Source organism: Pseudomonas sp. Irchel s3b5, assembly GCF_900187435.1.
Classification (GTDB): Bacteria; Pseudomonadota; Gammaproteobacteria; order Pseudomonadales; family Pseudomonadaceae; genus Aquipseudomonas.
Genome location: NZ_FYDY01000009.1, coordinates 114781 through 137644, shown reverse-complemented (window position 1 = coordinate 137644; position 22864 = coordinate 114781). Strand labels below are relative to the sequence as shown.

Here is a 22864-nt window from a genome sequence, read left to right as displayed (position 1 = left end):
ACTCGATCCATAAAAATAATTCACCGGCCTTGGTCGCGTGGAGCTTGCGAGTCATAAGAACAATGAAAACACTGAAAACCCAAGTTGCCATTATCGGTGCTGGCCCCTCCGGCTTGCTTCTCGGCCAATTGCTCCACAACGCCGGCATCGACACCATCGTTCTCGAACGTCAAACCCCCGATTACGTGCTCGGCCGAATCCGCGCCGGTGTGCTCGAACAAGGCATGGTAGAGCTGCTGCGCCAGGCGGGTGTAAGTCAGCGCATGGACGCCGAAGGCCTGGTCCACGGCGGTTTTGAACTGGCCCTCGACGGGCGCCAGGTGCACATTGATCTGCAAGCGTTGACCGGCGGCAAGACCGTGATGATCTACGGCCAGACCGAGGTCACCCGCGACCTGATGGATGCTCGTCGGGAGGTGGGCGCGCAGACGATTTACCAGGCCAGCAACGTCGTTCCCCACGGCATGAAAACCGATGAGGCGTTTGTCACTTTTGAGAAGGATGGCGAAACCTATCGGGTCGATTGCGACTACATCGCCGGTTGCGACGGCTTCCACGGCGTGGCTCGGCAATCGATTCCCGCCGAATGCCTGAAGGTGTTCGAACGCGTCTACCCGTTTGGCTGGCTGGGGATTCTGGCCGACACGCCGCCGGTCCACGAAGAATTGGTCTACGCCCGCCACGAGCGCGGTTTTGCCCTGTGCAGCATGCGCTCGTCGACGCGCACCCGTTACTACGTGCAAGTGCCCGCAGACGAAAATGTCGAGGATTGGTCCGATCAACGCTTCTGGGACGAACTCAAAAGCCGCCTGCCGGTCGAGCTTGCGCAAAAACTGGTGACCGGCCCGTCCATCGAAAAAAGCATCGCGCCGCTGCGCAGTTTCGTCGTCGAACCCATGCAGTACGGGCGGATGTTCCTGGTCGGTGACGCCGCGCACATTGTCCCGCCCACCGGGGCCAAGGGTCTGAACCTGGCGGCCAGCGACGTCAGCACGCTGTTCAACATCCTGGTCAAGGTTTACCGCGAAGATCGCCTCGATTTGCTGGAGAAGTACTCGGAAATCTGCCTGCGTCGCGTGTGGAAGGCCGAACGGTTTTCCTGGTGGATGACGTCGATGCTGCACCGTTTCGACGACCACGATGCGTTCAGCCAACGCATTGCCGAATCGGAGCTGGAATACTTTGTCGGTTCTGAAGCGGGTCGCAAAACCATTGCAGAAAATTACGTCGGCCTTCCGTACGAGGCTATCGAATAGCCTGCTATCGACTTACACTGGCGAGCATCCCCGCTCGCCTTGCGGCTTGCGGGTCAATCTCTGCCCGCAGGTTTTCCCGTGACCAATCTCCACCAGCCTGAAACGCCCAAACCGGCCATCCGCAGCGTGCTGATCGCGCTGATGCTGGCGATCTTTCTGGGCGCCCTGGACCAGACCATCGTCGCCGTGTCGATGCCGGCCATTTCTGCGCAATTCAAAGACGTCAGCCTGTTGGCCTGGGTGATTTCCGGCTACATGGTAGCGATGACGGTGGCCGTGCCGATCTACGGCAAATTGGGTGACCTGTACGGCCGGCGCAAGTTGATGCTGTTCGGCATGGGCCTGTTCACCCTGGCGTCGGTGTTCTGCGGCATGGCCCAGAGCATGGAGCAATTGGTGCTGGCGCGGATTCTTCAGGGTATCGGCGCTGGCGGGATGATTTCCGTGAGTCAGGCAATCATCGGCGACATCGTGCCGCCCCGGGAACGTGGCCGCTATCAGGGCTACTTCAGTAGCATGTATGCGGTGGCGAGTGTGGCCGGCCCGGTGCTCGGCGGCTACATGACCGAGTACCTGTCGTGGCGCTGGGTGTTCCTGATCAACCTGCCGCTGGGCCTGGGCGCATGGTGGGTGGCCCATCGCACGCTGGTCGGCCTGCCGGTCCCGCAACGCAAACCGATCATCGATTACCTCGGCACCCTGCTGATGATCATCGGCCTGACCGCGTTGCTACTCGGCATCACTCAAGTCGGCCAGGGCCATTCGTGGCGCAGCGCCGAAGTGCTGGCGCTGCTGACGAGTGCAGTGCTGGTACTGGGGCTGTTCGTGGTCCACGAACGTCGGGCGCGAGAGCCATTGTTGCCCATGCATCTGTTCGCCAACCGCAATGCGATCCTGTGCTGGTGCACGATTTTCTTCACCAGTTTCCAGGCGATTTCGTTGATCGTGTTGATGCCGCTGCGCTTTCAGAGCGTGACCGGTGCTGGTGCCGACAGCGCGGCCCTGCACTTGCTGCCGCTGGCCATGGGCTTGCCGATCGGTGCCTATTTCGCCGGGCGCCGCACGTCTGTGACCGGGCGCTACAAACCCATGATCCTCACCGGCGCTGTGCTGATGCCGATCTCGATTCTGGGCATGGCTTTCAGTCCGCCCCAGGCGTTTGTGCTGAGCAGCCTGTTCATGTTGCTCTGCGGGATTGCCTCGGGCATGCAGTTCCCGACTTCATTGGTGGGCACACAGAATTCGGTGGAACAGCGTGATATCGGTGTGGCCACCAGCACCACCAACCTGTTCCGTTCACTGGGCGGCGCGGTGGGTGTGGCGTTGATGTCGGCGCTGCTGCTGGCGTTGTTGCAGGATTCGAGCTTCGCCCATCTGGCCGGCTCGACACTGATTGCCGAAGGGCATTCAGGGAATGTGTTGCTGGATGGTTTGAACGCTGCACCGGGGGATGCGCAAGACGCCCTGCGCGCGGAACTGCTGCTGACGTTCCGGCACTTGCTGATCGTCAGCGCGGTCGTGTCGCTGTTGGGGTTGGCGGCGGCAATTGCGATGCCGAACCTGTTGTTACGTGGGCGTGAGGACAAGGCGCGCTAGACAGACCGCGTTGCGGCGTTCGCTGGCAAGCCAGCTCCTACGAAGTGCGAGGGACGCCTGATTCCCTGTAGGAGCTGGCTTGCCAGCGAAGGCGGTCTGACAGGCACCACGATTCAAGGGCTGTAATACCCGACCGCCACCAGGAAGTGCCCGACCTTCTTCAGGTACGCATGCTTGTTCTCGACCTTGCCGGTCACCGGGTTTTTCCAGCGGTACTCGTAATCGCCGTAATCCTGTTTAGCCATCAGCGCCAGAATCGGCTCGCCGACCGGTTTGCCTTCCGGATCTTCAACCTTGTTGAAATCGGTGTTGATCAGCCGCAAGTTGGTGCCATGGGCCACATACCGCTGGGTGTCCAGGTCGACAACAAACACATAGAGGTCGTCCTGCAAATACCCGCCCTTGAGGGAATTGATCGCCGTCAGCGTGCCCTTTTCGTCCTTGGCCAGATCGGTTGCCGCTTTGTTCAACAAAGCCATGGCTTGCTCGGCTGACGCCCGTGGCAGGTAGTAACCGACCGCGAGAATCCGTTGACCGACGCGCTGGTAGTACACGTGTTTGCGCTCGACCTTGCCGTCGCCCCAGTTCTGCCAGCGATACTCCGCCTGCTGAATGCCATTGCCCTCCGGTACTTTCAAGGCATCCTTGAAGGTTTTCTGCAAATCCGGCCCAAGGGTTTCCGACACATCCCGGCCAATCAACGCGGCGGACGGCCCGCCGCTGGCGAGCATGACGCCCTTGGTGTCGAGCACGAAGACATACCGGTCCTTGTCGACGAACTCGCCTTGACGGCTGAAGGCCGCAAAGGCCTTGTCGCCATTCTCGTGATAGTACGCCAAGGCCTTTTCCAGCAAGGCGATGGCAGCCTTGCTGTCTTCCTTCTCGGTACCGGCGGCCTGCGCCTGGCCCAGGCACAGCACAAGCATGCCGCAGAGCCAGGTCAACTTTTGCAGAAACCCCATTGCGTGTCCCTCGTTCCTGTTGGTGTTTCAAGAGCGTAGACGGCAATGGGGGATGTATGGATATTCAGGAAACATGAGGATGGTTTTTGTGCCGAGGGAGCAAGCTCGCTCGGCACAAAAACTCACTGAACAGACGATTACTGTTGCCGGGCGCGCAATTGCTGTTGCAGGTTCTGGATCTGCGCCTGAAGGGTATTGATGTTGCGGGTGACCTGGCCGCGGAACGCATCGAACTCGGCGGTGCTGGACCCGCCTTGTGGCGCTGCCGGGCGATTGTCCTGCTGGCTTTTGAGTATCAGGATGTCCTGCTCCAGTCGCTCGATGGCGGCGCTTGGGTTGCCTTGTTTTTTCAGTGCGACGATATCGGCGCCCAGGCTTTTCAATTGCGCATCGAATTTTTCGGCATCCGCCGGAGCATTTTTCAGCGTGGTCAATTCACTGCCGAGTGCTTTGACCTGCGCCTGCAATTGCGTGTTGGCGGTCTGTTGCTCGGTGTTCTGGGCTGCCATTTGTGCCAGGCGCTTATCCAGTTCGGCGGTTTGTGCCGTCATCTGCGCCAGACGCTTGTCGAGGTCCGATGCCTGGCCTGCAACGCCCTGCTGTTGCGTGGTCTGCTCCAGCAGCCTGCTTTCCAGTTGCTTGATTTGCAGCTTCAGGGCTTCACTGTCGGTGGTGACGTTTGTCTGGCTGGCGACCACCTTGCCGGAAATGTCCTGCAAACGACCCGCCGCTTCCTCACTGATTCGCGCGAAGCTTTCCTGGGTCGCCACCAATTGCTGCTCCATCAGCGAAATCTGCTGAAAACTCCACCAGGCAAGGCCCGCGAACGCAAAGAACAACGCGCCGACCAATGCCCACAGCGGCCCGGTGCTCGCGGCCTTGACCTTGACCACCGGCGCCGTACGCGAGTGCACGACCTTGCGAGTGGTCGGTGGAAAATCATCGTCATCGAGGACGTCTGCACGCAGGCTCGGTACGTCGTCGAAGTCGTCGTTGGCATCGTTACGCATGGACATTGAATCAACCTTTGTGAAACAGATGATGGCTTTGTGCCGTGCAGTATAACCCTCACGACCGCAACCATTGACCCTGATCCCCGGTCCTCGGTTCAACAGGCGACCGGCAGCTGTTCGTCAGCGAATGTCCTGGGCCTTCCACCAGCCGCAGAATTCATCCAATGCCGTCCACAGACTGACCTTCGGATCGTAATCCAGATAATGCCGGGCGCGGCTGATGTCCAGGGTGAAGTTTTTGTTCATGACCTGCATGCCCAAGCGCGACAGCGTCGGCTCGGGACGCCCCGGCCACAGCTTGCACGCGCCCTCGTTGAGTGCGGCAACCGAGTAAGCCAGGCCGAAGGAACGGTGACGCGTGACCTGTGGGACGTCCATCTGGCGCATGACGTAGTTGACCACGTCCCACAAGGGGATCGGCGTGCCGTTGCTGATGTTGTAGGCCTTGCCCAGGGCAGAGCCGGTGGCCAGCAAACTGCTGAGCAACGCTTCGTTTAGGTTGTGCACGCTGGTGAAATCGACCTTGTTCAGGCCGTTGCCGATGATCGCCAGGCGGCCCTTGCGCTGCATCTTCAGCAGGCGCGGGAATATGCTCATATCGCCGGCGCCGGTGACGAAACGCGGACGCAAGGCCAGGGTTTCGAGGCCGAACTCCTGGGCACCGAAGACCTTTTGCTCAGCCAGATACTTGGTCGCGGCATAGTGGTGTTTGAAGCGCTTGGGCACCTGTTCTTCGGTCAGGCCCACGTGGTCGCGGCCATCAAAGTAGATCGACGGTGACGACAAGTGCACCAACCGCCGAACCCGCTGCTTCAGACACGCTTCGACCACGTTTTCGGTGACCTGGACGTTACCTTGATGAAAGTCCTGATAACGCCCCCACAAACCGACGGCGCCAGCGCAGTGCACCACGGCCTCGACGTCAGAACACAGTTCGCGCGCCAGTTCCGGGTCGCTCAAGTCACCCGGGATGAACTCGGCGCCGCGGCGCACCAGATGCTCCACACTCTCGGCCCGGCGACCGTTGACCCGCACGTCCAGGCCCTGCTCCAGGGCGAAACGCGCAAAGCGCCCGCCGATGAAGCCGCTTGCGCCGGTAACCAGAATTTTCATGTAGTGCTCCGAATATTTCGTTTTGCGTATTGCGTGAGGTCTTGACGCTGCCCGTCAGTCCAACGGCACCAGCCATTGCTTCGACGCGCGCACCAATTGATCCGTGAGTAAACCCAGCAGTTGACCGCCGTTGCGCCAATGATGCCAGTACAGCGGCACATCGATCGGCTTATCTGGCAAAAGCTCCAGCAAAACACCGCGTTCCAGTTGTTCGCGCACCTGTAATTCCGGAACCAGTCCCCAGCCGAGCCCGGCTTCAGTCAGGCGAATGAATCCTTCAGACGACGGGCACAAGTGGTGTTCGAAGCCGCCATCGACGCCAAGCGAAGCGAGATATCGATGCTGCAGGAAATCGTCCGGGCCAAACACCAGCGCCGGGGTTCGGGCCAACTGATCGGCGCGTACGCCGTCAGGAAAGTGCCGGGCAATGAACGCCGGACTGGCCAATGCGCGATAGCGCATGGCCCCCAACAGCACGCTGCGCGCCCCGGCAACCGGGCGTTCACTGGCACAAAGGCAGGCTGCCACTTCACCGGCACGCATGCGCTTGAGGCCGACGGTCTGGTCCTCGACCACCAGATCCATCAATACCTTCTCCTGCGCGCAGAAATCCCCCACGGCCTGCGCCCACCAAGTCGCCAGGCTGTCGGCGTTCAAGGCGATCCGCAGGCGTTCCGGCAAGCCCTCTTCATCGAGCGCCGGCACCAAGCTTTGCAAATCCCGTTCAAGCAACCGCACCTGCTGCACATGATTGAGCAGTCGGCGCCCGATTTCAGTCGGGGTGGGCGGCGTGGCGCGTATCAGCACCGGCTGGCCGACCCGTGCCTCCAGCAATTTGATGCGCTGGGAAATCGCCGACTGCGACAACCCCAGCACTTGGGCTGCCCGTTCAAAACCGGCCTGTTCTACCACCGCTGCCAGCGCGGAAAGCAATTTATAGTCGAACATCAGTTTTCCTAATGAGCGATCAGCATGATTGGTTTTTCTTATACAGCTTTCGCACGGAGAATGCCCGACAAGAACTCTTGAACAAGGATCCCCCCATGGCTGGCGAAACTTCATTGGCAACGCTGCTGCGCAGCATGAGCCCGCAACTCAACGCCGGCGAGTATGTGTTCTGCACCCTGCGTGACGGGACATTGCCTGCGGGTCTGGACATCATCGGCAGTTTTCGCGAACAGGAAGGCCTGACCGTCATTCTGGAACGCTCCCACGCCGAAAAGGCCGGATTCAGCTTCGACTACATCGCGGCCTGGATCACCCTCAACGTGCACTCGGCCCTCGAAGCCGTTGGACTGACTGCCGCGTTCGCCACGGCATTGGGCAAGGCCGGTATCAGCTGCAACGTGATTGCCGGCTACTTCCACGACCATTTGTTTGTCGGCCAGGCCGACGCCGAGCGCGCCGTGCAAGTGCTGCGGGACCTGGCGGCCAACGGGGAGTAAAACGCAATGTGGCAAAGTTATGTGAACGGCCTGTTGGTGGCCTTCGGCCTGATCATGGCGATCGGGACCCAAAATGCGTTTGTGCTGGCGCAAAGTTTGCGGCGTGAGCATCACCTGCCGGTCGCAGCACTGTGCGTAGCCTGTGACGCCCTGCTCGTGGCCGCCGGCGTGTTCGGGCTGGCGACGGTGCTGGCGCAGAATCCGACGTTGCTGGCGATTGCCCGCTGGGGCGGTGCGGCATTCCTGATCTGGTACGGCAGCCAGGCGCTGCGTCGGGCCTTTTCCAGTCAGAGCCTGCAACAGGGTGAAAATCAGACCGTGCGTTCATTGCGCGCCGTCATGCTCAGCGCCCTGGCGGTGACGTTGCTCAATCCACATGTCTATCTGGACACCGTTCTGCTGATCGGCTCCCTCGGTGCCCAGCAAACAGAACCCGGTGCCTACGTGGTGGGCGCCGCCAGTGCATCGCTGCTGTGGTTTTTCACCCTGGCACTCGGCGCGGCATGGCTGGCCCCTTGGCTCGCCCGCCCGAGCACCTGGCGAATTCTCGACCTGTTGGTCGCGGTGATGATGTTCGCGGTAGCGTTCCAGCTGATCAGCGCCGGATAAGTTATTCCAAAAGGCTCTGGAACCTCTATTCCACACAGTTGTTGCGTGGTTATGCCGCAACCCCGGTGCTATGATCCGACACCTGCGCCGCAAAGAGTACAAACTCCCCGGCGCTTGTCTGGCCGCCCGTGATCGGCCTTGCGCTCACCGCACCTGACCTGATTAGGAGATTCACCATGGCTTTCGAATTGCCGCCACTGCCTTACGCACACGATGCTCTGCAGCCGCACATTTCCGAGGAAACTCTGGAATTTCACCACGACAAGCACCACAACACCTACGTCGTGAACCTGAACAACCTGGTGCCAGGCACCGAGTTCGAAGGCAAGACCCTGGAAGAAATCGTCAAGACTTCCTCGGGTGGCATCTTCAACAACGCCGCTCAGGTCTGGAACCACACTTTCTACTGGAACTGCCTGGCGCCAAACGCTGGCGGTCAACCAACCGGCGCGCTGGCTGAAGCCATCAACGCGGCTTTCGGTTCGTTCGACAAGTTCAAGGAAGAGTTCAGCAAAACCTCCATCGGCACCTTCGGTTCCGGCTGGGGCTGGCTGGTGAAAAAGGCTGACGGTTCCCTGGCCCTGGCCAGCACCATCGGCGCCGGCAACCCGCTGACCAACGGCGACACCCCGCTGCTGACCTGCGACGTCTGGGAACACGCTTACTACATCGACTACCGCAACGTTCGTCCGAAGTATGTCGAGGCGTTCTGGAACCTGGTCAACTGGAAGTTCGTGGCTGAGCAGTTCGAAGGCAAAACCTTCACCGCTTAAGCTCGACGCCAGTCAAAAAACCCGGCTTTCATGCCGGGTTTTTTTTCGCCTGATGCCACGGACATTTTCCGACATTGAAACAGGCGTTATCGCCCTTGCCCCCACGCCACAGGGGGCTAACATCAAACACATGGAAAATATCTGCACCTCCCCCTCAAGTTGAAGGACTCGACAACCGACACAGTGCGATAGGCTAATGGTTTCAGATGCTGCATATCGGCCAAGCTGCAGGCAAAATTTCCCATGGATGATTGTCCCTTTGACTGGCATCACGGGATTGCCAATACTCATGGCAACTTGATGCTACCCGCACGGAACAAGGAATAACCCTTTGAAGCTGGAACTCAAGAACAGCTTGTCGGTGAAGTTGCTCCGGGTCGTGCTCCTGTCGGCATTGATCGTCGGCGTGGTCTTGAGCTGCGCGCAGATTGTTTTCGATGCCTATAACACACGCCAGGCCGTCGCCGGCGACGCCGACCGCATCCTCGACATGTTTCGCGATCCCTCGACCCAGGCCGTTTACAGCCTGGACAGGGAAATGGGCATGCAGGTTATCGAAGGTCTGTTTCAGGACGATGCCGTGCGCCAGGCCTCCATCGGCCATCCCAATGAAGCCATGCTCGCGCAAAAGTCCCGCGAGTTGCAGCAGTCCAATACTCGTTGGCTGACCGACCTGATCCTGGGCAAGGAGCGCACGTTCACCACCCAACTGGTAGGACGCGGTCCGTACAGCGAGTACTACGGTGACCTGAGCATTACCCTCGATACCGCCACCTATGGCCAGGGGTTCATTGTCAGCTCGGTGATCATCTTCATTTCCGGCGTATTGCGCGCCCTGGCGATGGGGTTAGTGCTGTATCTGGTCTACCACTGGCTGCTGACCAAACCACTGTCGCGGATCATCGAGCACCTGACGGAAATCAACCCGGACCGCCCCAGCGAACACAAAATCCCGCAACTCAAGGGACATGAGAAAAACGAACTGGGGATCTGGATCAACACCGCCAACCAGTTGCTCGAATCCATCGAGCGCAACACCCACCTGCGCCATGAAGCAGAAAACAGCCTGTTGCGCATGGCCCAGTATGACTTCCTCACCGGCCTGCCGAACCGTCAGCAATTGCAAACGCAACTGGACAGGATCCTCATTGACGCTGGCAAACTGCAACGGCGGGTCGCTGTGTTGTGTGTCGGGCTCGATGACTTCAAAGGCATCAACGAACAATTCAGCTACCAGACCGGTGACCAGTTGCTGCTGGCCCTGGCCGATCGGCTGCGTGGTCATAGCGGGCGTCTAGGCGCCCTCGCCCGCCTCGGTGGCGACCAGTTCGCCCTGGTGCAGGCCGATATCGAGCAGCCCTACGAGGCTGCCGAACTGGCGCAAAGCATTCTCGATGACCTGGAAGCGGCGTTTGCCCTCGATCATCAGGAGATCCGCCTGCGCGCCACCATCGGCATCACCCTGTTCCCGGAGGACGGCGACAGCACCGAGAAGCTGTTGCAGAAAGCCGAGCAGACCATGACCCTGGCCAAGACCCGCTCGCGCAACCGTTATCAGTTCTATATCGCCAGCGTCGACACCGAAATGCGGCGACGCCGCGAACTGGAAAAAGACCTGCGTGATGCGCTGACCCGCAACCAGTTCTACCTCGTCTATCAACCACAAATCAGTTATCGCGATCACCGGGTGGTCGGTGTCGAAGCGTTGATTCGCTGGCAGCACCCCGACCACGGGCTGGTGCCACCCGACCAATTCATCCCGCTGGCCGAACAGAACGGCACCATCATTGCCATTGGGGAATGGGTGCTGGATCAGGCCTGCAAGCAATTGCGCGAGTGGCACGACCTGGGCTTCAGCGACCTGCGCATGGCGGTCAATTTGTCTACCGTACAGTTGCACCACGCCGAGCTGCCACGGGTGGTCAACAACCTGATGCAGATGTACCGCCTGCCGCCACGCAGCCTCGAGCTCGAAGTCACCGAAACCGGCCTGATGGAAGACATCAGCACCGCAGCCCAGCATTTGCTCAGCCTGCGTCGCTCCGGCGCGCTGATTGCCATCGACGACTTCGGTACGGGCTACTCGTCCTTGAGCTATCTGAAAAGCCTGCCGCTGGACAAGATCAAGATCGACAAGGGCTTCGTTCAGGATCTGCTCGATGACGACGACGATGCAACCATCGTTCGGGCCATCATCCAGTTGGGCAAGAGCCTGGGCATGCAGGTGATTGCCGAAGGCGTGGAAACCGCTGAGCAAGAGGCCTACATCATCTCGGAAGGTTGCCATGAAGGTCAGGGTTACTTTTACAGCAAGCCCCTGCCATCAAGGGAACTGAGCGCTTACTTGAAGCAGGCCCAGCGCACCAACGCCGCTATCTTGTAACCCCCTGTAGGAGCGAGCTTGCTCGCGATGGTCGTGAATGATGATGCGTTTAGCCTGAAAAAACGCGCTGTCCCCACGTTCATCGCGAGCAAGCTCGCTCCTACAGAGTGAGCTTGCAGCCCCATGAATAAGAAATATTTCCACCTGCAACCCTTTACACATAATGCGAAAGATTTGCATTATGTCGCAGTTTTGCGCTTAGACAGCGCCATACCACCCCTTATCGAAGCAGGATGTTCGCCATGATTCGTATGCCTCTGGCTACCGCCAGTCTGTTGGCCATCGCTATTTCCCTCGCCGGTTGCGGTGAAGGCAAAGACAAAGCTGCCGCTCCTGCACCAGCTGCCAGCACTGCTGCTGCTCCAGCCGCTGCACCTGCCGCTGCCGGCAAAGTCGACGAAGCCGCCGGCAAAGCCGTTGTCGCCCATTACGCCGACATCGTCTTCGCCGTTTACAGCGATGCCGAATCCACTGCGAAGACCCTGCAAACAGCCGTCGACGCATTCCTCGCCAAGCCGAACGCCGACACGCTGAAAGCCGCCAAGGCTGCCTGGATCGCAGCACGCGTTCCGTACCTGCAGAGTGAAGTGTTCCGCTTCGGCAACACCATCATCGACGACTGGGAAGGTCAGCTGAACGCCTGGCCATTGGACGAAGGCCTGATCGACTACGTCGACAAGTCCTATGAACACGCGCTGGGCAACCCTGGCGCTACCGCCAACATCATCGCCAACACGCAAATCCAGGTCGGCGAAGACAAGGTTGACGTAAAAGACATCACCCCGGAAAAACTCGCCAGCCTGAACGAGCTGGGTGGTTCCGAGGCCAACGTTGCCACCGGCTACCACGCCATTGAATTCCTGCTCTGGGGCCAGGACCTGAACGGTACCGGCCCAGGCGCCGGCAACCGTCCAGCTTCCGACTACCTGGAAGGCAAAGGCGCCACCGGTGGTCACAACGATCGTCGTCGCGCTTACCTGAAGTCTGTCACTCAGCTGCTGGTCAGCGACCTGGAAGAAATGGTCGGTAACTGGAAGCCAAACGTGGCTGACAACTACCGCGCCACTCTGCAAGCCGAACCGGTGGAAACCGGTCTGCGCAAAATGCTGTTCGGCATGGGCAGCCTGTCCCTGGGCGAACTGGCAGGCGAGCGCATGAAGGTTTCCCTGGAAGCCAACTCCCCTGAAGACGAACACGATTGCTTCAGCGACAACACCCACAACTCGCAGTTCTACGATGCCAAAGGCATCCGGAACGTCTACCTGGGTGAATACACTCGCGTCGATGGCACCAAAATGACCGGCGCCAGCCTGTCGTCCCTGGTGGCCAAAGCCGACCCGGCTGCCGACACGGCGCTGAAAGCCGACCTCGCAGCGACCGAAGCGAAGATGCAAGTGATCGTCGACCACGCCAACAAGGGTGAGCACTACGACCAACTGATCGCCGCCGGTAACACCGCCGGCAACCAGATCGTTCGCGACGCCATCGCTTCCCTGGTCAAGCAGACCGGCTCGATCGAAGCTGCCGCAGGCAAACTGGGCATCAGCGACCTGAACCCGGACAACGCTGATCACGAATTCTGATCAACGCTGACTGAATAAAAAGGCGACCTTCGGGTCGCCTTTTTTGTTCGCCGGAACACCACTAATCCTGTAGGAGCTGTCGAGTGAAACGAGGCTGCGATCTTCTCAACGGCAAGACCAACAGATCTCAACCTGCGCCACCGCCTACAAATCCAAGCAAACGATAATTCCTCTTATTCAAATTCCCCTGCCCTGTTAGACTTTGCGCCCTTGTTTTGCTCGTCTGCAGGATGTCTGATGCCCTCGCTGCTGCTTCGCTTGTCCGCACTGTTTCTGGCCTTGGGCCTGAGTGCCTGCGATGACGCCCCGAAATTCACCCAGGCCGAACCCGGCGAAGCCCGCTCCGGTGGCAGCGCGACCGTGCGCAAGACCGATCAAAATTCGTTTTCCCTGCCCTCCGCCAACCTCCCGCCGTCACGGCGCGTGGATTTCAGCGTCGGCAACAGCTTTTTCCGTAACCCGTGGGTGATCGCTCCGTCGACCACCACTGCACGCGATGGCCTCGGCCCGCTGTTCAACACCAACGCCTGCCAGGGTTGCCACATCAAGGATGGCCGGGGTCATCCACCCGAGCCCGGCGCACAGAACGCGGTATCGATGCTGGTGCGCCTGTCGATCCCCGATGCACCGGCCTACGCCAAGGTCATCGAACAAATCGGCGTCGTGCCCGAGCCCGTCTACGGCGGTCAGTTCCAGGACATGGCCGTACCCGGCGTGGAACCGGAAGGCAAAGTGCGGGTTGACTACACGCCCGTACCGATTCGCTTCAAGGACGGCACCGAGGTCGAATTGCGCAAACCGAGCCTGAACATCACCCGGTTAAACTACGGACCGATGCACCCGGACACCCGATTCTCCGCCCGCGTAGCCCCACCGATGATTGGCCTCGGCCTCCTTGAAGCAATCCCCGACGAGGCGATCCTGGCCAACGCGCAGGCTCAGGCCAAGGCGAACAACGGCATCGCCGGGCGCCCGAACCGGGTCTGGGACGATGCACAGCAAAAAACCGTTCTCGGACGATTCGGCTGGAAAGCCGGGCAACCCAATCTCAATCAACAAAATGTTCACGCGTTTTCGGGTGATATGGGCCTCACGACCAGCCTGAAACCCGTTGATGACTGCACCGACACGCAAATCGCCTGCAAACAGGCACCCAATGGCAACGGCCCGGATGGCGAGCCGGAAGTCAGTGACAACATCCTGCGCCTGGTGCTGTTCTACAGCCGTAACCTCGCCGTACCCGCCCGCCGTGATGTCAGTGCACCGCAAGTGTTGGCCGGCAAGAGCCTGTTCTATCAGGCCGGTTGCCAGTCCTGCCACACACCGAAATACACCACCGCAACCAACGCTGCCGAACCTGAACTGGCCAATCAAGTGATTCGTCCGTACAGCGATCTGCTGCTGCATGACATGGGCGACGGCCTGGCCGACAACCGTACCGAATTCCAGGCCAGTGGCCGCGACTGGCGCACCCCGCCGTTGTGGGGCATTGGCCTGACTCAGGCGGTCAGCGGTCACACGCAGTTCCTGCACGACGGCCGCGCCCGTAATCTGCTCGAGGCCGTGCTCTGGCATGGCGGTGAGGCGGCAGCGGCGCAGCAACAGGTTTTGTCTTTCAATGCCGAGCAGCGCGCTGCGTTGCTGGCGTTTTTGAATTCCCTTTAACACGCATTCCTTCAGCGGGAGCCCGACATGTTCCGTCCCAAACTGCTATTCACCAGCCTTGCCGCCCTTGCGCTGGGCGCCTGTTCGCCCCAGGACCCGCAAGCGGTCACGTCGGCAGCCATCGCCAAATCGGTGATCCTGCCGACCTACACCCGCTGGGTTGAAGCCGACCGCCAACTGGCCGTCAGCGCCCTCGCCTATTGCGAAGGCAAGGAAACCCTGGACACCGCCCGCGCCGACTTCCTGCACGCACAAAAGGCCTGGGCCGAATTGCAACCGCTGTTGATCGGGCCACTGGCTGAAGGCAACCGTGCATGGCAAGTACAGTTCTGGCCGGACAAGAAAAACCTCGTCGGCCGTCAGGTCGAACAACTGGTCACCGCGCAACCGCAGATCGATGCGGCTGCACTGGCCAAATCCAGTGTCGTGGTGCAGGGTCTGTCGGCCTACGAATACATCCTGTTCGACAGCAAGCCTGATGTGGCCAACGCTGAGCAGAAAGCCAAATACTGCCCGCTGCTGATCGCGATTGGCGAACGTCAAAAGCAATTGGCTGAAGAAATCCTGAAAGGCTGGAACAACACCGACGGCATGCTCGCGCAGATGAGCAAGTTCCCGAACCAGCGCTACGCCGACTCCCACGAAGCCATCGCTGATCTGCTGCGCGTACAAGTGACCGCCCTCGACACCCTGAAGAAAAAGCTCGGCACCCCAATGGGTCGTCAGACCAAGGGCGTCCCGCAGCCGTTCCAGGCCGATGCCTGGCGCAGTCAATCGTCCCTCGCGGGCCTCGAAGCCAGCCTTGCGGCCGCCAAAACCGTCTGGGAAGGTGTGGACAACAAAGGCCTGCGTGGTCTGTTGCCGAGCGAGCAGAAGCCATTGGCCGACAAAATCGACGCTGCCTACGCCGCCGCACTGAAACTGTTCGCCAGCAACAAGCGCTCGCTGACCGACTTGCTCAATGACGAGGCCGGTCGCCAGCAGCTCAACGAGCTCTACGACAGCCTCAACGTTGTCCATCGTCTGCACGAAGGCGAACTGGCCAAGGCGCTGGGCATCCAACTGGGCTTCAACGCCAACGACGGTGACTGATGAGGGCGACTGCCATGCTGCGACGCCAGGCTCTGACATTAGGTAGTTTGCTGCTGGGTGCGATGACGCTGGGCGGCTGGAAGCTGTTCCGGCAAAAGGACCAAAGCCCGCTGCTGCTTTCAGCGCGGGACGATACCGACGGCAAGCATTACGCCGTGGGTTATCGGCTGGACGGCACCCAGGTGTTTGCCACCCGGGTCGGCCAGCGTTGCCACGACATCATCAACCACCCGACGCTGCCGATTGCGCTGTTTGTCGCCCGTCGCCCTGGCACCGAGAGCTACCTGGTCGACCTGCGCGACGGTGCGCTGCTGCAAACCGTAACGTCGCAACCGAACCGGCACTTCTACGGTCACGCGGTGATTCACCAGAGCGGCGACTGGCTGTACGCCACCGAAAACGACACCACCGATCCGGGTCGCGGTCTGCTCGGGGTGTACAAATTCGAAGGCGAACGGCTGGTGCACAGCGGCGAGATTTCTACCCATGGCATCGGCCCGCATCAGGTGTCGTGGATGCCCGACGGCGAAACCCTGGTGGTGGCCAACGGCGGGATTCGTACCGAGGCCGAAAGCCGGGTCGAGATGAATCTCAACGCCATGGAACCGAGCCTGGTCCTGATGCAACGCGACGGCACCCTGCTGAGCAAGGAAACCCTCGCCCAGCAGATGAACAGCGTGCGTCACCTGGGGATTGCCAGTGACGGCACCATCGTCGCCGGGCAGCAATTCATGGGCGCGGCCCACGAATCGTCGGAGCTGCTGGCGATCAAGCGCCCCGGCCAGCCGTTCGTGGCGTTCCCGGTGCCTGAGCACCAGTTGCAGGCCATGGGGCATTACACCGCCAGCGTCGCGGTGCACAGTGACTTGCGCCTGGTGGCGTTGACCGCGCCACGGGGCAATCGCTTTTTTATCTGGGACCTGGACAGCGGCGAAGTGCGCCTGGATGCGCCGCTTCCCGATTGCGCCGGGGTCGGCGCAGTGGCCGATGGCTTTGTCGTGACCTCGGGTCAGGGACGTTGCCGCTACTACGATTGCCGTCAGGAAAACCTCGTCGCCAAACCCCTGGAACTGCCGGCAGGGCTCTGGGACAACCATCTTCACCTGATGACCTGAACCTGCTGCAACGCCTTACCTAAATACGCTCAGTAGGAGCTGGCTTGCCAGCGATGGCTATCTTGAGAACTGCACCGCGCTCAAGGGCTTCTTCGCCAGCAAGCCGGCTCCTACAGATCGAGGAAAACCGGAAAAACATCGATTGGATTCCCCCTCCCAGTCGCGGTAATGTGCCCCACTGTCTCACCTGATTTTCTCCAAGGAACTGGAAATATGCTGCGTCGCCGCATGCTGATCATGTTGGGTGTTGTTCTGCTGATTGTGCTGGTGCTGGCCGCTTACAAAGCCTTCTCGATCTACACGATGATCCAGGGCTTCTCCGCACCGAAACCGCCTATCAGTGTCGCCGTGGCCACGGCTATCGAACGTCCGTGGCAAGCCCGGCTGCCCACGGTTGGTACCCTGAAGGCGCTGCAAGGTGTTGACCTGAGTCTGGAAACCGATGGCACCGTCATTGATGTGCAATTCGAGTCAGGACAGAAAGTAAAGGCCGGTCAACCCATCATCCGGCTCGACAGCGCCGTGGAAAGCGCCCTGCTGGAAACCGCCCTGGCCGATCTTGGACTGGCCCAGGTGGATTACAATCGCGGCAGTCAACTGGTGGGCAGCGAGGCCATTTCCAAGGGCGAGTTCGACCGGCTCTCCGCGGTCTATAAAAAGAGCAAGGCTTCGGTCAATCAACTCAAGGCCGCACTGGGCAAAAAGAGCATCCTCGCGCCCTTCAGCGGCACCATCGGCATCCGTCAGGTGGACGTCGGCGACTACGTGGCCAGTGGCACCATGATTGCCACGCTGCAAGATCTCAGCAGCCTGTATGTCGACTTTTTCATTCCCGAGCAGTCAGTGCCGAGGATTGCCGTGGGGCAAGCGGTGCAGATCATTGTCGCGTCCTATCCGACGCAGGTGTTCCCCGGCACCATCAGCGCAATCAACCCGAAAGTCGAGAACAGCACCCGTAACGTGCAAGTGCGCGCGAAACTGGCCAACCCTGATGGCAAGTTGTTGCCGGGGATGTTCGCCAGCCTCCAGGTGTTGCTGCCCGCCCCGCAGCTTCGCATCGTTGTCCCGGAAAGCGCCATCACCTACACGCTCTATGGCAACTCGGTGTATGTCGCCACCCAGAAGAAGGCCGAAGACGGCAGCCTTGAAAAAGACGACAAAGGCCAGCCGGTACTGATCGCCGAACGGCGATTTGTCGAAACCGGCGAGCGCCGTGATGGCCAGGTGATGATCACCAAAGGCGTGCAGAACGGCGAAAAAGTGGTGACGGCTGGCCAGATCAAACTGGACAACGGTGCGCACATTGCCATCAGCGATGACAAGACTCTAGGCGAGAAGAACAGCCCGCCACGCGCGGACTGATCAAGGAATCCCCATGGCCTTTACCGACCCGTTCATCCGCCGCCCGGTTCTCGCTACCGTGGTCAGCCTGTTGATTGTGCTGCTGGGCTTTCAAGCCTGGAGCAAGCTGCCGCTGCGTCAGTACCCGCAGATGGAAAACGCCCTGATCACGGTGACCACCGCTTACCCCGGGGCCAACGCCGAGACCATTCAGGGCTACATCACCCAGCCGATGCAACAGAGCCTGGCGAGCGCCGAAGGCATCGACTACATGACCTCGGTCAGCCGACAGAACTTTTCGGTGATATCGATCTATGCCCGCATCGGCGCCAACAGCGACCGACTGTTCACCGAACTGTTGGCCAAAGCCAATGAGGTGAAGAATCAGCTGCCCCAAGACGCCGAAGACCCGGTCCTGAGTAAAGAAGCGGCAGACGCCTCGGCGCTGATGTACATCAGTTTCTTCAGCAAGGAACTGAGCAACCCGCAGATCACCGATTACCTGTCACGGGTGATCCAGCCGAAGCTGGCAACCCTGCCCGGCATGGCCGAAGCCGAGATCCTCGGCAACCAGGTGTTTGCCATGCGGCTGTGGCTGGATCCGGTAAAACTGGCCGGATTCGGCCTGAGTGCCAGCGACGTGACCAACGCCGTACGCCAATACAACTTCCTCTCCGCCGCCGGTGAAGTGAAAGGCCAGTATGTGGTCACCAGCATCAACGCCAATACCGAGCTCAAGTCCGCCGAAGCTTTCGGGGCGATTGCGCTCAAGGTCGATGGCGACAGCCGTGTGCTGCTGCGCGATGTAGCACGAGTGGAGATGGGCGCAGAAAACTACGACACCATCAGCTCCTTTGGTGGCACTCCCTCGGTGTACATCGGCATCAAGGCCACACCTGGCGCCAACCCGCTGGAAGTGATCAAGGAAGTACGCAAGATCATGCCGGACCTTGAGGCGCAGTTACCGCCGAACCTCAAGGGTGAAATCGCCTACGACGCCACTCTGTTCATCCAGGCCTCGATCGACGAAGTGGTGAAAACCCTGTTCGAAGCGGTACTGATCGTGATCGTGGTGGTGTTCCTGTTCCTCGGAGCCCTGCGTTCGGTGGTGATTCCGGTGGTCACCATCCCCTTGTCGATGATCGGCGTGATGTTCTTCATGCAGATGATGGGCTACTCGATCAACCTGCTGACCTTGCTGGCGATGGTGTTGGCCATTGGTCTTGTGGTGGACGATGCCATCGTGGTCGTGGAAAACATCCACCGCCACATCGAAGAAGGCAAGACACCGCTGGATGCAGCCATCGAGGGTGCCCGGGAAATCGCCATGCCGGTGGTTTCGATGACCATCACCCTGGCGGCGGTGTATGCCCCCATCGGCTTCCTGACCGGTCTCACCGGTGCATTGTTCAAGGAGTTCGCCCTGACCCTGGCCGGAGCGGTGGTGATCTCCGGCATCGTCGCACTGACACTGTCACCGATGATGTGCGCCCTGCTGCTGCGCCACGATGAAAACCCCAGCGGGCTGGCTCATCGCCTCGATGTGATTTTCGAAAGTCTCAAGCGCCGCTACCAAAGCATGCTGCATGGCACCCTGAACACCCGACCAGTGGTGTTGGTGTTCGCAGTCATCGTGTTGTGCCTGATCCCCGTACTGCTCAAGTTCACCAAGTCGGAACTGGCACCGGACGAAGACCAGGGCATCATTTTCATGCTGGCCAATGCGCCACAACCCACCAACCTCGACTACCTGAACACCTACACCGACGACTTCATCAACATCTTCAAATCGTTTCCCGAGTACTACTCATCGTTTCAGATCAATGGTTTCAACGGTGTGCAGTCGGGGATTGGCGGCTTCCTGCTCAAACCGTGGAACGACCGCAGCCGCACGCAGATGGCGATCCTGCCGGAGGTCCAGGCCAAACTCGAAAGCATTCCAGGCCTGCAAGTATTCGGTTTCAACCTGCCCTCGCTGCCGGGCACCGGCGAAGGGTTGCCCTTCCAGTTCGTCATCAACTCCGCCAACGACTACGAGTTATTGCTGCAAGTGGTCGACCGGGTGAAGAAACGGGCGATGGAGTCCGGCAAGTTCGCGTTCGTCGACGTCGACCTCGCGTTCGACAAACCTGAAGTAGTAGTAGACATCGACCGCGCCAAGGCTGCGCAGATGGGTGTATCGATGCAGGACCTGGGGGGAACGCTGGCCACGCTGCTCGGTGAAGCCGAAATCAACCGATTCACCATTGAAGGTCGTAGCTACAAAGTCATCGCCCAGGTCGAACGACCCTTTCGCGATAACCCTGAATGGTTGAACAACTATTACGTCAAGAACACAAAAGGCGAGTTGCTGGCCTTGTCCACCCTGATCACCGTCACCGACCGCGCACGTCCACGACAGCTGAATCAGTTCCAGCAACTCAACTCGGCCATCCTGTCCGGGGTGCCGCTGGTGAGCATGGGGGAAGCCATCGACACCGTGCGCCAGATCGCCAGTGAAGAAGCGCCCGCCGGCTTCGCCTTCGACTACGCCGGTGCATCGAGGCAGTACGTTCAGGAGGGTAGCGCCTTGTGGGTCACGTTTGGCCTGGCATTGGCGATCATCTTCCTCGTGTTGGCGGCCCAGTTCGAAAGCTTCCGCGACCCATTGGTCATCCTGGTGACCGTGCCGCTGTCAATTTGCGGCGCATTGATTCCGCTGTTCCTGGGCTGGTCGAGCATGAACATCTACACGCAGGTCGGTCTGGTCACGTTGATCGGACTGATCAGCAAGCACGGGATTCTGATTGTTGAGTTCGCCAACCAGTTGCGCAAGGACAAGGGGCTGACTGCCCGAGAAGCAGTAGAGGAAGCCGCAGCCATTCGTCTGCGTCCGGTGTTGATGACCACTGCCGCGATGGTATTCGGCATGGTGCCGTTGATCATCGCCACGGGCGCGGGTGCGGTCAGTCGGTTCGACATTGGCACGGTGATCGCCACTGGCATGTCGATTGGCACGCTCTTCACTTTGTTTGTATTGCCGTGCGTGTACACGTTACTGGCCAAGCCCGATAAACCTGAGACGAACACATAGCCTCGTGGGAGCAAGCTTGTTCGCGATAGTGGTGTATCAAGTCAATGTTTTTATTGAATGTGATGCCGTCATCGCGAGCAAACTCGCTCCTACAGGGGATGTGCAGGACGAAAAACTGCGCCAACAAAAAAGGCCTCGCATTAGCGAGGCCTTTTACTTGGGCTTCAATCTGGTCAACTTTCCGGCCTCATTCCTTGAGAAAGTCCGAACATGAACAGCAACAAATCATGATCGGGCCGGGTGGCCACAGATGCCTTGGCAATCCGTGGCATACGATGCTCATCTGCATGGGCTGAGCTGAGAATCTGGGTGCGTGGTTGCTCCCAGGCTGCCAGCGCAATCGACGCAACTGCCAAGGCTCCTACCAAAAACAAACCTCGTGCAATTTCGAGTTTCATTGCTATAAACCTTTGATAGCGCTGCCAAACGCCGTCTCATAAAAATAGACGAGTTTTTCCCAGTCCGTCGCACTGAACGACGAGTGGCGACGCAGTTGCTTCATGTCATGGGCAGCAGCGCGATAGGCGGTCAAGCGCTGTCGGCACTTCTCCAGATCGATCAGGGCAACCTCGACGTTGGCCGAATCGCCCTCACCGGTCACACGAACGAATACGTGCTTGATGTAAATGCAGCTGTGTTGCCAACGGCCCTTGTGCATGCGCGCCAGATTCTCGGCCAAGTCCTTCAGCACTCGATCATGCACCGCTTCACCGTGACGCTCGCGACCACCGCCAGCGTACCAGTGCTGGACTTCCTCGAAGCCGTCCAGCGACTTGGTCACCAACAGCGCGCGCCATTTATGGACCGGATCGCGCTGTGCGCCGCAAAAGACGATGTGTGGAACGCGAACACCCAGTGCGCTCACACCAGTGAGTGCATCACGCTCACGCAACACCGTGGGCCGACCAAACGGATACAGCCAGCTACGATGGACGTGCCCGGTCTGACGCTTGACGTAGAGCAACTGACCGTCTTGGTCTGTGACTCGCTGAACACCACTCTCCCCACCGCGACGGACGTTGGGTTCTTCCACCCATTCACCGCGCTGATTCCAAAAGTAATCGAAGCGATCCAGGGAGGGGACTTCCGTTTCTGCTGCACACTGCACTGCCATCGTGTTACCTCTTGCGCAATACGTAAACTCGCCACATGGCATAGAGCGGTATGAAGTCCAGTTGTTCCTGGATCCGGAAGCCCGCCTGCTCAAATTCCTTTTCTACGGTAGCGGCTGGTAACACAAAACGGTTTTGGTAACCTGCCTGAGCACGGGATTTCTCGGCGCGCTTGCGTTTCCATGCTTTGAAATTGCCATCGACCCACAACGAAAGGATCACGCTATCCCGGGAAACACGCTCGAACTCGCGCAAAATGGTCAGTCGATGCTCGGCTTCACCGATGTGGTGGAGCAAACGCATGCAAAAGATGCTGTCGACGGCGTTATCCGGCAAGCCGATGTCAAACGCAGAAGTGTGCAAGGGTTGTACCCGTTTCACGACATCGGCAGGTTGAGACTGGGTGGCGATCTTCAACATGGACTCTGAATTGTCGGCGCCGATGATCACACGGTTGGGCTTTTCCGCCAGCATGGGCCAGAACCGTCCCGCACCGCAGGGTAAATCGAGGACAAGGCCCGGCTCGCCGACCAAAGACAAAGCTTTGCGACCCATTTGAACGTCACGCCAGTGAGACAAGCGACGACCGAGTCCATCCTTATGCTTGAGCAAATAGCGTTGCGCGTGCTGATCGTCGTACTTCTCCGAAAAATCGAGTTTGATCGGGCCATCCATTATCACAGTCTCCTGAAATTCTGATGACAACCACAGTAGGTAGAGGCGTGTCAGCGTC

Annotated in this window: 19 protein-coding genes; 12 read left to right on the top strand and 7 right to left on the bottom strand. The window is 59.6% G+C overall.

Going from position 1 to position 22864, the window contains the following annotated elements; translation table 11 throughout:
• The first annotated feature begins 71 nt into the window (after positions 1-71).
• Positions 72-1256: a 4-hydroxybenzoate 3-monooxygenase gene (gene pobA / locus CKW15_RS12920; RefSeq protein ID WP_177408782.1), complete on the top strand. Its 1185-nt coding sequence runs from the start codon at positions 72-74 to the stop codon at positions 1254-1256.
• A 78-nt stretch (positions 1257-1334) separates the two neighbouring features.
• The gene (locus tag CKW15_RS12915) at positions 1335-2852 is read left to right on the top strand and encodes an MDR family MFS transporter (protein WP_095057084.1); all 1518 of its coding nucleotides are present in this window, start codon (positions 1335-1337) and stop codon (positions 2850-2852) included.
• Between the two features lie 113 nt (positions 2853-2965).
• On the opposite strand, the gene CKW15_RS12910 is transcribed toward CKW15_RS12915, so the two are convergent.
• The 4 genes from CKW15_RS12910 to CKW15_RS12895 form a co-directional block, all read right to left on the bottom strand.
• On the bottom strand, positions 2966-3814 hold the full coding sequence (locus CKW15_RS12910; RefSeq protein ID WP_095057083.1) for a cache domain-containing protein: 849 nt from the start codon (positions 3812-3814) through the stop codon (positions 2966-2968).
• A 137-nt stretch (positions 3815-3951) separates the two neighbouring features.
• Positions 3952-4830: an ATPase gene (locus CKW15_RS12905; protein ID WP_095057082.1), complete on the bottom strand. Its 879-nt coding sequence runs from the start codon at positions 4828-4830 to the stop codon at positions 3952-3954.
• Between the two features lie 117 nt (positions 4831-4947).
• The gene (locus CKW15_RS12900) at positions 4948-5940 is read right to left on the bottom strand and encodes an NAD(P)-dependent oxidoreductase (protein WP_095057081.1); all 993 of its coding nucleotides are present in this window, start codon (positions 5938-5940) and stop codon (positions 4948-4950) included.
• Positions 5941-5994: 54 nt separating this feature from the next.
• Positions 5995-6888, bottom strand: a complete 894-nt coding sequence (locus tag CKW15_RS12895) for a LysR family transcriptional regulator ArgP (protein ID WP_095057080.1) — start codon at positions 6886-6888, stop codon at positions 5995-5997.
• A gap of 95 nt (positions 6889-6983) precedes the next feature.
• Between CKW15_RS12895 and CKW15_RS12890 the strand changes: the two genes are divergently transcribed.
• The 10 genes from CKW15_RS12890 (at position 6984) to CKW15_RS12845 (ending at position 21019) form a co-directional block, all read left to right on the top strand.
• Complete coding sequence (locus tag CKW15_RS12890; RefSeq protein WP_095057079.1) at positions 6984-7385, top strand: ACT domain-containing protein; 402 nt, start codon at positions 6984-6986, stop codon at positions 7383-7385.
• Positions 7386-7391: 6 nt separating this feature from the next.
• Positions 7392-7994: a LysE/ArgO family amino acid transporter gene (locus CKW15_RS12885; protein ID WP_095057078.1), complete on the top strand. Its 603-nt coding sequence runs from the start codon at positions 7392-7394 to the stop codon at positions 7992-7994.
• A 176-nt stretch (positions 7995-8170) separates the two neighbouring features.
• Positions 8171-8767 (top strand): superoxide dismutase, encoded by a 597-nt coding sequence (locus CKW15_RS12880; protein WP_095057077.1) that lies wholly within the window; start codon positions 8171-8173, stop codon positions 8765-8767.
• 331 nt (positions 8768-9098) lie between these two features.
• Positions 9099-11150, top strand: coding sequence for a bifunctional diguanylate cyclase/phosphodiesterase (locus CKW15_RS12875; protein ID WP_095057076.1), 2052 nt, complete (start codon positions 9099-9101; stop codon positions 11148-11150).
• A 242-nt stretch (positions 11151-11392) separates the two neighbouring features.
• Complete coding sequence (locus CKW15_RS12870; protein ID WP_095057135.1) at positions 11393-12733, top strand: imelysin family protein; 1341 nt, start codon at positions 11393-11395, stop codon at positions 12731-12733.
• Between the two features lie 237 nt (positions 12734-12970).
• Complete coding sequence (locus tag CKW15_RS12865; protein WP_095057075.1) at positions 12971-14398, top strand: di-heme oxidoredictase family protein; 1428 nt, start codon at positions 12971-12973, stop codon at positions 14396-14398.
• 27 nt (positions 14399-14425) lie between these two features.
• Positions 14426-15490 (top strand): imelysin family protein, encoded by a 1065-nt coding sequence (locus CKW15_RS12860; RefSeq protein ID WP_095057074.1) that lies wholly within the window; start codon positions 14426-14428, stop codon positions 15488-15490.
• A 14-nt stretch (positions 15491-15504) separates the two neighbouring features.
• Positions 15505-16605, top strand: coding sequence for a DUF1513 domain-containing protein (locus tag CKW15_RS12855; protein WP_095057073.1), 1101 nt, complete (start codon positions 15505-15507; stop codon positions 16603-16605).
• A gap of 213 nt (positions 16606-16818) precedes the next feature.
• Positions 16819-17967 (top strand): efflux RND transporter periplasmic adaptor subunit, encoded by a 1149-nt coding sequence (locus tag CKW15_RS12850; RefSeq protein WP_095057072.1) that lies wholly within the window; start codon positions 16819-16821, stop codon positions 17965-17967.
• Positions 17968-17980: 13 nt separating this feature from the next.
• Positions 17981-21019, top strand: a complete 3039-nt coding sequence (locus CKW15_RS12845) for a multidrug efflux RND transporter permease subunit (RefSeq protein ID WP_095057071.1) — start codon at positions 17981-17983, stop codon at positions 21017-21019.
• Positions 21020-21192: 173 nt separating this feature from the next.
• Here CKW15_RS12845 and CKW15_RS12840 read toward each other — a convergent pair whose 3' ends face one another.
• From CKW15_RS12840 to CKW15_RS12830, 3 genes are read right to left on the bottom strand one after another with little or no spacing between them, the layout of a single operon-like run.
• On the bottom strand, positions 21193-21417 hold the full coding sequence (locus CKW15_RS12840) for a hypothetical protein (RefSeq protein WP_095057070.1): 225 nt from the start codon (positions 21415-21417) through the stop codon (positions 21193-21195).
• A gap of 2 nt (positions 21418-21419) precedes the next feature.
• Positions 21420-22133, bottom strand: a complete 714-nt coding sequence (locus CKW15_RS12835) for a lipopolysaccharide kinase InaA family protein (protein WP_095057069.1) — start codon at positions 22131-22133, stop codon at positions 21420-21422.
• Between the two features lie 4 nt (positions 22134-22137).
• The gene (locus CKW15_RS12830; RefSeq protein WP_095057068.1) at positions 22138-22806 is read right to left on the bottom strand and encodes a class I SAM-dependent methyltransferase; all 669 of its coding nucleotides are present in this window, start codon (positions 22804-22806) and stop codon (positions 22138-22140) included.
• Positions 22807-22864: the final 58 nt, after the last annotated feature.